This is a genomic window from Anaerotruncus sp., assembly GCF_057433415.1.
The window spans coordinates 1-12,160 of sequence record NZ_DBMDHH010000069.1 but is presented as its reverse complement, the minus strand read 5'-3'; the positions used below and the strand labels follow the sequence as shown (position 1 = coordinate 12,160).

The window sequence follows — 12,160 nt, the reverse complement described above, 5'->3', positions numbered from 1 at the left end:
GCAGGTCGAGGAAGCGGTAGCGCAGCCGCACCTCCTCCCGCACGCCCGCCGCGTCCTCGAGCGGGAAGGGCAGGGGCCGCGCCTCGGAAAGCACCTCCATCCCGCGCGCGCAGAGCTCGAAGGCGCCGGTGGCGAGCCGGGGGTTGCGGGTCTCCTCGCTGCGCGGACGCAGCTCCCCCCGCACCGCGACCACCGATTCGACCCGCAGGCCCTCCGCCGCGGCAAAGTCCTCCCACGAAAGGTTCTGCGCGTCGAACACCACCTGGAGCGTTCCCTCGCGATCCCGCAGGTCGATGAAGATGACGCCGCCCATGTCGCGCTTGTTCTGCGCCCAGCCCATGACGACGGCGGCGCGGCCCACGTCGGCTTCCCGCAGCGCGCCGCAGTAATCGGTTCGTTTCATAGCGATCCCTCCAAAGATCGGACGAAAAAGGAGCGCCCTTCGTCCCTCATTTTGGGACGAAAGGCGCTCCTTCCGCGGTACCACCCAAATAGGGCGCCGGGGGCGCCCCACTCTTTCACCTATGGTTTGCGGCTGTAACGCGCCGCCCGGCGTCCGAGCCTACCGGCAAAATGCGTTCGGTCGGAAACTCGGGGATGTTCTTCCTCCCGTGCCTTGTACCGGGCTCCCACCTTTTCCCGGCTCTCTGTGACGCGGCGTCGGGGCTACTCTTCCCGTCATCGTCTTTGGCAGTTATAAAAAAAGACGGCGCTTCCCAACGTGTGGTAAAAGCGCCGTTGCTTTTATAACGGCCATTCTAGCAGGATGGGAGCGCGTTGTCAATCCCTTTTCGGAAATTTTTCCGCGGGGAATTCGGGGGACGGGCCTCCTTTTTCTGGCAGAAAGGTTGCGTTGACAACTATTTTTCCGCCTGATATAATGGGAGGGAAAGAAAGGAAGCGGTTTCGTGCACAGCGACCAGAATCAGGCGGACAAATTCGCCAGAATGACCCAGACGCCCATTCCGCGGCTCATCACGACGCTGGCGGTCCCCACGATCATCAGCATGATGATCACCTCGGTCTACAACATGGCGGACACCTTTTTCGTCGGCCGGATCGGCACCAGCGCGACCGGCGCGGTGGGCGTCGTCTTTTCGCTGATGGCGGTCATCCAGGCGATCGGGTTCATGTTCGGGCAGGGCTCGGGCAACTACATCGCCCGCAGCCTCGGCGGCCAGGATTTCCGGGACGCCTCGCGCATGTCCGCGACCGGTTTTTTCTCGGCGCTGATCGTGGGCGGACTCATCACCCTCTTCGGCCTTATCTTCCTCGACCCGCTCGTGCGGCTGCTCGGCGCGACCGAGACGATCCTGCCCTACGCGCGGGATTACGCGCGGTACATCCTGCTCGGCGCGTCCTACATGACCGCGTCGCTCGTCCTCAATAACCAGCTGCGCTTCCAGGGCAGCGCCTCCTACGCGATGGTCGGCATCGCGGCGGGCGGCATCCTCAACATCGCGCTGGATCCGCTGTTTATTTTCGTCTTCCACATGGGCATCGCCGGGGCGGCGATCGCGACGGTCATCAGCCAGTTTGTGAGCTTCTGCATCCTGCTGGTCGGCTGTACGCGGGGCGGGAACATCCGCATCCATTTCCGGGACTTCACCCCCCGCTGGGAGCTTTACCGCGAAATCCTGCGGGGCGGCCTGCCCTCCCTCTGGCGGCAGGGGCTGGCGAGCGTCGCCACCATCTGCCTCAACCTCGCCGCAGGCCCCTATGGCGACGCGGCGATCGCCGCGATGTCGATCGTCTCCCGCGTCAACATGTTCGCTTCCTCCGCGCTCATCGGCTTCGGACAGGGCTTCCAGCCGGTGTGCGGCTTCAATTACGGGGCCAGGCTCTATAAGCGGGTCCGCGAGGGATTCTGGTTCTGCGTGCGCGTGTCGGTCGTCGTGCTGGCGGTGCTGGCGGTGGCCGGGTTCATCTTCGCCCCCGGGATCATCGCGGTCTTCCGCGGGGAGGACGCGCTCGTCGTCGAGATCGGCGCGCGGGCGCTGCGCTTCCAGTGCGTGGCCTTCCCGCTCATGTCCTGGGTGATCATCAACAACATGCTCTGCCAGACGATCGGCAAGGCCGCCAAGGCGACCGTCCTCGCCATGGCGCGGCAGGGGCTCTTCTTCCTGCCGCTCATCCTCGTCCTGCCGCCGCTCTTCGGGGTGCTCGGCGTGCAGCTCAGCCAGCCGCTCTCCGATCTGGCCACCTTCCTGCTCTCGGTGCAGATCGGCTTCACCGTCCTCCGTGAGCTCAAGGCGCAGGAGGAGGCGGAGGGAGGCGCGGCATGAAAAAGGTGCGCCTCAACCGGGATATCTCCATCCTCTACCGTTACGGGCAGCGGTTCTTCGCCTGCCGGCTCGCTCCGCTGGGGGTCGAGGTGGGGCAGCTCCCGGTGCTGATGCAGGTCTACCAGATGCCCGGCACGACGCAGGACGCGCTGTCGGTGGGGCGGGGGTTTGACAAGGGAACAACCGCCCGCGTGGCGAAGTCGCTGGAGGACGCGGGGCTCCTGCGCCGGGAAACCGACCCCGACGACCGGCGGATCAACCACCTCTATCCCACCGGGCGGGCGCTCGCGCTGCGCCCGCAGGTGGAGGCGGTCATCGACGAGCTGCACGGGGTGCTCTACCGCGGACTGAGCGGGGAGGAGATCGCGCAGGCCTCCGCCCTCGTGGCCCGGATGCGACGCAACCTCGCCGATGAGATCGACCGGCAGCGGTCGTCCAAATGAGAATCAGAATGTAAAGCGGCGCGCCGTCCATCCGGACGGCGCGCCGCTTTTATTTTGGGTGCTTACCGGACGCCGGGGATGGCGGGAAGCCCGTCGAAGCCCTTCTGCAGGTCGGCGTCGGTGGGGATGTAGTCGCTCATGACGCCGTCGTGGAAGGCGGAATAGGCGGTCATGTCGAAGTAGCCGGTGCCCGTGAGGCCGAAGAGGATGGTCTTTTCCTCGCCCGTCTCCTTGCAGCGCAGCGCCTCGTCGATCGCGGCGCGGATGGCGTGCGCGCTCTCGGGGGCGGGGAGGATGGTCTCCTGCTTGGCGAAGAAGACGGCGGCCTCGAACACCTTGGTCTGCTCGACCGACACGGCCTCCATGTAGCCGTCGTGGTAGAGCTTGGAGAGGATGGGGGACATGCCGTGGTAGCGCAGCCCGCCCGCGTGGTTGGCGGAGGGGATGAAGCCGCAGCCGAGGGTATACATGCGGGCGAGCGGGGTGATCCTGCCGGTGTCGCAGAAGTCGTAGGCGTACCGCCCGCGGGTGAGGGAGGGGCAGGAGGCGGGCTCGACCGCGACGATGCGGGGGTCGGCTCTGCCGGTCAGCTTATCCTGCATGAAGGGGGCGATGAGGCCGCCGAGGTTGGAGCCGCCGCCCGCGCAGCCGATGATCACGTCGGGATACTCGCCGATCATCTCCATCGCGGTCTTGCTCTCAAGGCCGATGACCGACTGGTGGAGCAGCACCTGGTTGAGCACCGAGCCGAGCACATAGCGGTACCCCTCGGTGGAGACGGCCTTTTCGACCGCCTCGGAGATGGCGCAGCCGAGGCTTCCGCCCGTCTCGGGGTCGGCGGCGAGGATGCGGCGCCCGGCCTCGGTGGTGTCGCTCGGGCTGGCGACCACGTCCGCGCCGAAGGTCTGGATGACCGCCTTGCGGAAGGGCTTCTGGTTGTAGGAGACCTTGACCATGTAGACGGTCAGCGGCAGCCCGAAATAGGAGCACGCCTCGGCGAGCGCGGTGCCCCACTGGCCGGCGCCCGTCTCGGTGGTAAGCCCCCTGAGCCCCTGCCGCTTGGCGTAGTAGGCCTGCGCCACGGCGGAGTTGAGCTTGTGGCTGCCGGAGGTGTTGTTGCCCTCGAACTTGTAGTAGATCTTCGCCGGGGTGCCCAGCGCGCGCTCCAGACTGTAGGCGCGGATGAGCGGGGAGGGGCGGTACATTTTATAGAACTCGCGGATCTCTTCGGGAATGTCGACGTAGCGGGTCACGGCGTCGAGCTCCTGGTGCGCCAGCTCGTCGCAGAAGACGGGGCGCAGGTCGGCCTCGGTGACCGGCCGCATCGTCGCGGGATTGAGCATCGGGTCGGGCTGTTCCTTCATATCGGCGCGCAGGTTGTACCACTGGCGGGGAATCTGGTCCTCGGAGAGATAGATCCTGTGCGGCACGTTGTTCGATTTCATGGCGGGTGCTCCTTTCAGATGTTGGATTTGCAAACAAACGGGCAAACAAAAAAGGCTTTTGCCCCAGCGACTGCTGGGACAAAAGCCTTGGCTTCTGCGGTACCACCCAAATTGGCGTCGAAACGCCCGCTCATTCCGCATACTGACATATGCGCTTCCTGGATAACGGGTGAAGATCCCGTCGGGCACTACTCGGGAAATCCCTTTCGTCCCGCCCTCGCGAGTCCATTCAGCCCGGGCCCTCCCGCCGCAATCGCACCGCCTGCGGCTCTCTGTGGGGATGGCGAACGCGCCTACTCTTCTCGGTCGTCGGTTTGCCGTTCGTTTGATTTAGAGAGATTATACAGCGGCGGGAAGGATTTGTCAACCACGATTTTTTCGCTAAAGGGAAACCTTACAACAGGGTGTCAAAAATTGACATGACATTTGTTGGATATTACCAGATTCAAATGTCGCATATTGCAGAAAAATGGAAAATATATTATAATTAAATTTACCAACTTATGGACAAACTGTGACAATGTGACAGGAGAAAACCGATTTGATGATCCTACTGCTGGGATGCCTGAGTTTCCTGCTTTTCGTGCTCGGCGATCTGAACAGCGTCAACTGGGGAGTGCGCGCGCTGCGGCCCTGTTTTTTTGCCGGGTGCCTGCTGCTGGCGGGTTCCACGGCAGCGCTGCTCATCACCGCGCGCCCACGTTTCCTGCTCCCCGCGCCGCTGCGCGGGTTGGCCGGTTTTTTGGGCGCTCTGTTCCTCCTCCTGCTCGTCTACTCCCTCTTTTTCGCGCTTCCCTTCCAGCAGACCTATCTGGAGGAGGCCGCCGAGCGCCGCGCGTACGACCGCGGGGTCTACGCCCTCTGCCGGCACCCGGGGGTGCTCTGGTTCATCCTGTTTTACCTCTGCTGCTGGCTGGTGCGGGGCTCGGACGCGCTCTTTTGGGCGTGGGTCCTCTTCAGCCTGCTCAACGTAGGATATATCGTGCTGCAGGACCTTTACATCTTCCCGCGCACCTTCGGCAATTACGGCGAATACCGGAAGACCACCCCCTTTTTGATCCCGAACCGCGCCAGCATGCGGCGCTGCGCGGCAACGATAAAGGCAGGAGAGGAGCATGGGCGTGAACTTTGAGGAGAAGCTCAGGAACCAGCAGTACGACGATCTCTGGCAGGAGTACTGCGGATTCCTGGACCTGGATATCGGCGGCTACATGCAGATCCAGAGAAGGCTGATGGAGGAGCAGATCGGGCTGTGGAGCGCGAGCGCGCTCGGCAAAAAGCTCCTCGACGGCGGCAGGCCCCGGACGGTCGAGGAGTTCCGCCGCGCGGTTCCGCTGACGACCTTCGAGGACTACGCCGACGTCCTGCTGCAAAAGCGCAGCGAAATGCTGCCTGCCGAGCCGGTGGTCTGGATCCAGACCACCTGGGAGGGCGGCAAACACCCGATCAAGCTCGCGCCCTATACGCGCGGAATGCTCGACGTCTTCAAGCACAACATGGTGGCGGCGCTCATGCTGGCCACCAGCAAGCGCCCCGGCCAGTTTTCCATCGCGCCCTGCGACCGGACCCTCTACGGGCTGGCGCCGCTGCCCTATGTGACGGGACTGTTCCCGCTGATGCTCGACGAGGAGCTGCCCCTGCGGTTTTTGCCGCCGGTGGACGAGGCAGTGAGGATGTCGTTCGGCGAGCGCAACAAAAAGGGCTTCGCGCTCGGCCTGCAAAACGGACTCGACCTCTTTTTCGGGTTGAGCAGCGTCATCAGCTATATCACCACGAGCTTCACCGCGGGGGGCGGGAAATCGAAAAAGAACCTGTTCCAGTATTCCCCCGCCATGGTCTGCCGCTACCTCGCGGCCTCCTACCGCGCGAAGCGGGACGGCCGCACCGTGCAGCCGAAGGACATCTTCCGCCTCAAGGCGCTCATCTGCGCGGGCACCGACACAAGCTACTACAAGCCCTCGCTCGAGGAGGCGTGGGGGGTGCGTCCGATGGAGATTTACGCGGGCACCGAGCCGACGCTGATGGCGACCGAGACGTGGGCGCGCAACGGCCTCGTCTTTTTCCCCGACAACTGCTTTTATGAGTTCATTCCGGAGGGAGAGATGTATAAAAATCTTGACGACCGGACCTACCAGCCCAAGACCTGCCTGATGGACGAGCTGACCGCCAACCAGAATTACGAGGTGGTCATCACGGTGCTCAAGGGGGGCGCATTCGTCCGCTACCGGGTGGGGGACGTCTTCCGGTGCCTCAGCACGGGCGGCGAGCAGGAGGGGGCGCGCCTGCCGCGCTTTACCTTCGTGGACCGGATCCCCACCGTCATCGACATCGGCGGCTTCACCCGCATCACCGAGGACACGATCTCCGACGTGGTGCGCCTGTCGGGGCTGGGCATCCACGACTGGGCGGCGCGCAAGGAGTACAGCGCGGACAACCGCCCCTACCTGCACCTCTACCTCGAGATCGCCTCCGGGTCACTCGAGGTGATGGCGGTGAGCAAGCAGCTGCTCCGCGAGCATCTGAGCGTCTACTTCAAGTACTTTGACAACGACTACAACGACCTGAAAAAGATGCTCGGCATCGAGCCGCTGCAGATCACCATCCTGCGCACCGGCACCTTCGACGCCTTCCGCCGGGCGACCGGGCAGGAGGTCCGCCGGATCAACGAGTCGAGCTTCCGCATTTCCGAGCTGCTGCGTTTCCAGGAGCGGGACTATCCGCTGGAAAGGGGAGTCGTGACGCCATGATCCAGATTCCGTTCCTCTATGTCCCGATCGCGGGCGTCTGCTGCTACACCATCCTGCTGCTCGCGCTGGCCGCCGCCAAAAAGAACCGGCTCATCCGCTCCTTCATGAACCTGCTGGGCTGCTACCTGCTCTGGACGGCCGGATCGATGCTCATGCGGTTGCAGTTCTACCCCGGCTTTGAGCTGTGGTACGAGGTCTCGATCCTCAGCCTCTTCTGCATCCCGCTGCTCCTCTACAATTTCATCTTCAACTTCGTCGACGCGAAGGGCCTCTTCTTAAAGCGGCTGTGGACGGGCCTGACCGCCGCCACCCTCGTGCTGACCCACTTCGAGGTCTTCCTCAAGCGGCCCGTCTTCATCGACCTCGGCAACGGGACGGGCGTTTTCCGCTACGATACCGGCTGGGAAATCGCCATCCCCTGCGTGCTCTTTTTCTTCATCATCCTCTCGTCGGCGGTGATGCTCTTCAAGTCGCGGGAGCTCACCTCCGCCTGGACCCGCCCGATCGTGGTGGGCATCTGCTTTCTCTTTCTGGGCAACGTCCTGTCGATCGTGCCGGGCAACATCTTCCCGTGGGACACCCTGTCGGGCATCATCAACGCGGGCTACATGTTCTACGCCCTCTACCGCAAGCGGCTCTTCAGGCTGACGCTGCTCGTATCGCGCGGCACGATGCTCGCGGCCAGCGCGGTGCTCGTGTCGGTGCTCTTCGCCTACTGGGCGGGCCCGCTCGAGCGGATGATTCTCGACTATTTCCCGCAGGTCCGGGGCTACCAGACGCTGATCATCGCGATCCTCTTCGCGGGGATCATCCTCGCCTCCTACAAGCTCCTCTACCGGGTGATGGACAACCTCTTCGTGCGGGATACGCAGGTGCGCGCGCAGCATCTCAAGGAGTTCAGCCTGCGCGCGTCAAAGAGCCTCAACCTCGACGAGATCCTGCGCGAGCTGGTCGAGGTGGTCAAGGACACCGTCTCGGTCGAGAAGGTCTACGTCTGCCTCGAGGACAGCGGCGGCGAGACCTACCGCACCGCCTATTCGGCCAGCCCGCTCGACGTGAAATCCTTTTCCCTCCAGGCGGCCAACCCCTGCATCCAGTGGTTCCAGGAGCACGACGGCTGCCTGATGCTCCGGGACTTTCAGCGCAGCGTGCTCTATAAATCGATGTGGGAGTCGGAGAAGCAGATGCTGGCGAACATGCACATTGAGTGCATCGTGCCGCTCAAGAGCGACAGCGACCTCGTGGGCATTCTGCTGCTCTCCACCAAGCCCAAAAAGGGCGGTTACTCCTTCGACGACATCGCCTTCCTCGAATCGGTGCAGTCGGTGGCGTCGATTGCGATCAAAAACGCGAACCTCTACAAGAAGGCGTACGACGAGTCTCGCATCGATCCGCTGACCGGCCTGCTCAACCGGAAGTCCTTCTACGAGAAGCTGGGGGAGGAGTTCGAGCGGTGCAAGAACCACTCGATCGCGCTCGTCATCCTCAACCTCGACGACTTCAAGCTCTTCAACCAGCTCTACGGCAACCGCGAGGGGGATGCGGCGCTCCAGCATGTGGCGCGGATCATCTCCACGACGCTGGGGAGCAACGGCTCCGCTGCGCGGTACGGGGGGAAGGAGTTCGCGCTCATCCTGCCCTTCTTCGACACGATGAAGGCGCTCAACCTCGCGGCCGACATCAAGGGACAGATCGCCAACATGAACCGCGGCGTGGAGGGGGAGAGCCTCAAGGTCATCACCCTCAGCGGCGGCGTGTGCGTCTACCCCTACGCGGCCTCCAACCTCGCGCAGCTCATCAGTAACGCCGACATGGCGGTCTACAACGCCAAGCGCAGCGGTAAGAACAAGATCATCGCCTATTCGCTCGAGTCGCCCCTCTCCCAGGCGCCGATGGAGTCCCCACTCATCGAGGGCGGGCGCTACGAGGAATACGCGCCGACCATCTTCGCGCTGACCGCCGCGATCGACGCCAAGGACCACTACACCTTCAACCACTCACAGAACGTGGCGGAGTACTCCACCGCGCTCGCGCGGGCAATCGGGCTGAACGCCGACCATGTCAAGATCATCTACGAGGCCGCGCTGCTGCACGACATCGGCAAGATCGGCATCCCCGAGCACATCCTGACCAAGCCGGGGCGGCTGACCCCCGAGGAATACAGCATCATGCAGAAGCATGTGGAGAACTCGGTGGCGATGATCCGCCACCTGCCCTCGCTCGACTACGTGATCCCGGCCGCAATCGGCCACCACGAGCGGTGGGACGGCAAGGGCTACCCGCGGCGGATCGCGGGGGAGGACATCCCGCTGTCCGCGCGCTGCCTGGCGATCGCGGACGCCTTCGACGCGATGACGACCGCGCGCTCCTACAAGCCGGCGATGCCGGTGGAGTTCGCGATCGCGGAGATCGAACGCGGGGCGGGCACCCAGTTCGACCCCAAGCTCGCGCCCGTCTTCGTGGAGCTGGTGCGGTCGGGGAAGGTCCTCCCGAAGGAGGCCGCCCCCGCAAAATAGGAGAAACCGGACGCCCGGACCGTTTATGCGGTCCGGGCGTCCTTGTCGTATCCGCCAAAAACCGGCCGCACGGCGGCTTTCAGCGTGGCGGATACGGAAAAAGTAGAGGTAATATTGCACAAAAACCATTAAAAGAACTTGCGAATTACGCCGAAAGGTCTATAATAAATAACTGTGAAAAAAGTGTGAGAAAACGGGAAAGGAAAGAGGAGAATCGAATGTCATACAAATTTCTGATGGACATCGCGCTTATTCTGGTGAGCACGAAGGTTCTGGGGCTCCTGACGAAACGCTACCAGATGCCCCAGGTCGTCGGCGCTCTGCTCGCGGGGCTGATCCTCGGCCCGGCGATGCTCAACGTCCTGCAGGCGACCGACTTTCTGGCGCAGGTGTCCGAACTGGGCGTCATCGTCATCATGTTTACCGCCGGTATGGGCACCGACATCCAGGAACTGAAAAAGACCGGGAAGGCGGGATTTGTCGTCGCGCTGTGCGGCGTGCTCGTCCCGCTCGCGATGGGCGCGGGGCTGGCCTTCTTCTTCAACCGGGGCGAATTCGCGCACCCCGGAAGCGTCCTGCTCCAGAACATCTTCATCGGCGTCATCCTGACCGCCACCTCGGTCAGCATCACGGTCGAGACTCTCAAGGAGCTCGGCAAGCTCTCCACCAGGGTGGGCAACACGATCTTAGCAGCCGCCCTCATCGACGACATCCTCGGCCTGATCGCGCTGACCGTCGTGACAAGCCTGGCGGGCGCGCAGGTCAGCATGGTGGTCGTCTTTGTCAAGATCGTCGCCTTTTTCGTCTTCGTGGGTGTGGTCGGCGTACTCGTCAGCAGGCTGCTCGGCTGGTATATGACCAAGGTCATGCATGACAAGGACCTGCACCGTTTCCCCCTGCTGGCCTTTGTCCTCTGCCTCGTGATGGCCTTTTGCGCCGAGGAATTTTTCGGCGTCGCGGACATCATCGGCGCCTTTTCCGCGGGTGTGATCATCGCCACCACCCCCAAGGCAAAATACATCGAATCGAAATTTTCCCCGCTCTCCTACCTGCTGCTGACCCCGATCTTCTTCGCAAGCATCGGCATCAAGGTCGTGCTGCCCAAGATGGACGCGGCGATCGTGCTCTTCGCGGTGATGATGGTGCTTGTGGCGGTCGTCTCCAAGCTGATCGGCTGCGGGCTCGGCGCGAAGCTCTGCGGATTCACCAACCGCCAGTGCGTGCAGGTCGGCTTCGGCATGGCCTGCCGCGGCGAGGTCGCGTTGATCGTCGCCAACAAGGGCATGGCGATGGGGCTCATGCCGCCCGCCTTCTTCGGCCCGGTGATCATCATGGTGGTCTGCGCGGCGATGCTGACGCCCATTCTGCTCAAGCTGGTCTTCAAGCCCGCCAAGGGCGAGGCCCCCGAGGAGATGGAGCAGAGCGACCTGGTCGACCGCTACGACGAGGTCGAACAGCTCGACTATGTGTCGCAGGGACTGCTGGCCGCCAACGACAAGCTGCGTGAAAAGAACCAGAAGAAAAAGGACTAGGAACCAAAATAAAAAGCCCCCGGCCGCCGGCCGGGGGCTTTTTTGCCGCTGCGCGTCAGATGCCGGGATCGAAGGCGGTCCACGGGTTCACGAAAACGTTGTTCACCGCCAGCGCGAAGTGCAGGTGCGGCCCGGTCGAATAGCCGGTGGTGCCCACCTCGCCGATCTTGTCGCCCTTTTTGACGGCGTCGCCGGCGGAGACGGAGAGAGAATCCATGTGGTAGTAGAAGCTCTTGAGGCCGTAGCCGTGCTCGATGACGACCGTGTTGCCGGTGAGCTGGATGCGCTCGGCGAAGAGCACGCGGCCGTTGTTGGCGGCGAGCACGTCGGTGCCCGTTTTGGCGGCGATGTCGATCCCCCCGTGGCGGGAGGGGGTCGGGTCGTCGTTGGTGTAGCGGATGCAGCCGAACTGGGTGGTGATCTCGCCGGAGACCGGCTGGAGGAAGGGGTTTTCCCAGTACTGCACCGGGTCCGCGACCGCCTTGAGCGGCTCGACCTTCTCCTCCCATTCGGCGTTGGCGGCGGCGGAGAGCGCCGTCTCCTCCGCCGTGGCGGCGTCCATCTCGAGGTACTGCACCTCGAATTCCCGCTGCTCGACGACGATCTCGCGGGTGAGGACCTCATCCCCCGCTGTGACGGTGAGGCCGTAAACGCCCGCCGGGGTGGTGTAGCGCACCGGCAGCAGCGCGATCTGGCTTCCGTCTCCGGCGGAGAAGAAGCGGGGCGAAAATCCGAGGTCGCTTTCGGCGGAAAGCTCCACGCCGTCGGCGTAGAGGGCGCGCAGGACGACCGTCTCCCCCTGCCGCGCGGCGGCGTTCAACGAGAGCTGCACCGGGAACGCGCAGTCGACCGTGAAGCGGTAGACGGTCCCGCCGGCGGCGGCCTCGTAGGCATAGCCGCCGTTTCGCGCCGGCAGAAAACCGCCAAGCTCCCCCGACTCCCCCGCGAAGACGGTCCCGCCCCCTGCGTCGGTCACGGTGACGGCGTACCCGCCGGGAAGAAGCGGCAGCTCCGCCGGGTCGGAGACCGGAAAGACGGGCGCTACCGCGCCCGCTTCCACCAGCTCGGCCCGATCCCCGAGGGAGACGGCGAGCGGCAGGGCGGGTTCGGGCGCCTCCGGCGCGGCCGAAACGGCGGACTCCGCCGTGGAAGGAGCCCGACGCGCTTCCGGGGAGGGCAGGCGGGCGGCGCA

9 protein-coding genes and 2 other annotated features are annotated in these 12,160 nt (G+C 63.9%); of the genes, 6 read left to right on the top strand and 3 right to left on the bottom strand.

Translation table 11 applies throughout. The features are described 5' to 3' along the window. The coding region (locus tag ACZO3G_RS13440) for an OB-fold nucleic acid binding domain-containing protein (RefSeq protein ID WP_486847337.1) at window positions 1-403 on the bottom strand (403 nt) is incomplete at its 3' end. A gap of 49 nt (window positions 404-452) precedes the next feature. Continuing rightward, window positions 453-691 (bottom strand) — a binding site (T-box leader). A 217-nt stretch (window positions 692-908) separates the two neighbouring features. Between ACZO3G_RS13440 and ACZO3G_RS13435 the strand changes: the two genes are divergently transcribed. Both ACZO3G_RS13435 and ACZO3G_RS13430 read left to right on the top strand, forming a co-directional pair. After that, window positions 909-2,285 carry an MATE family efflux transporter gene (locus tag ACZO3G_RS13435; protein ID WP_347295271.1) on the top strand — a complete coding sequence of 459 codons (1,377 nt, stop codon included), beginning with the start codon at window positions 909-911 and terminating at the stop codon, window positions 2,283-2,285. Then, the gene (locus tag ACZO3G_RS13430) at window positions 2,282-2,728 is read left to right on the top strand and encodes a MarR family winged helix-turn-helix transcriptional regulator (protein WP_101549911.1); all 447 of its coding nucleotides are present in this window, start codon (window positions 2,282-2,284) and stop codon (window positions 2,726-2,728) included. The genes ACZO3G_RS13435 and ACZO3G_RS13430 overlap by 4 nt, the downstream gene beginning before the upstream one ends. Before the next feature lie 62 nt (window positions 2,729-2,790). On the opposite strand, the gene ACZO3G_RS13425 is transcribed toward ACZO3G_RS13430, so the two are convergent. Then, window positions 2,791-4,173 carry a TrpB-like pyridoxal phosphate-dependent enzyme gene (locus ACZO3G_RS13425; protein ID WP_101549913.1) on the bottom strand — a complete coding sequence of 461 codons (1,383 nt, stop codon included), beginning with the start codon at window positions 4,171-4,173 and terminating at the stop codon, window positions 2,791-2,793. Window positions 4,174-4,244: 71 nt separating this feature from the next. After that, window positions 4,245-4,492: a binding site (T-box leader), on the bottom strand. Window positions 4,493-4,717: 225 nt separating this feature from the next. On the opposite strand from ACZO3G_RS13425, the gene ACZO3G_RS13420 reads away from it, so the two are divergent. The 4 genes from ACZO3G_RS13420 to ACZO3G_RS13405 all read left to right on the top strand — a co-directional run bounded on the left by ACZO3G_RS13420 (window position 4,718) and on the right by ACZO3G_RS13405 (window position 10,968). Then, entirely contained in the window at window positions 4,718-5,305 is a 588-nt protein-coding gene (locus tag ACZO3G_RS13420; protein WP_288233803.1) for a hypothetical protein, read from the top strand. Continuing rightward, a complete protein-coding gene (locus ACZO3G_RS13415) occupies window positions 5,289-6,920 on the top strand; it encodes a GH3 domain-containing protein (protein WP_353939266.1) in 1,632 nt (543 codons plus the stop codon). The genes ACZO3G_RS13420 and ACZO3G_RS13415 overlap by 17 nt, the downstream gene beginning before the upstream one ends. Next, window positions 6,917-9,436, top strand: coding sequence for an HD domain-containing phosphohydrolase (locus ACZO3G_RS13410; RefSeq protein WP_101549920.1), 2,520 nt, complete (start codon window positions 6,917-6,919; stop codon window positions 9,434-9,436). The genes ACZO3G_RS13415 and ACZO3G_RS13410 overlap by 4 nt, the downstream gene beginning before the upstream one ends. Window positions 9,437-9,654: 218 nt before the next feature. Next, window positions 9,655-10,968, top strand: a complete 1,314-nt coding sequence (locus tag ACZO3G_RS13405; RefSeq protein WP_121587407.1) for a cation:proton antiporter — start codon at window positions 9,655-9,657, stop codon at window positions 10,966-10,968. 55 nt (window positions 10,969-11,023) lie between these two features. Here the strand turns inward: ACZO3G_RS13405 and ACZO3G_RS13400 are convergent. Beyond that, window positions 11,024-12,160 (bottom strand): M23 family metallopeptidase (locus ACZO3G_RS13400; protein WP_486847336.1); only part of this gene is annotated, 1,137 nt, incomplete at its 5' end.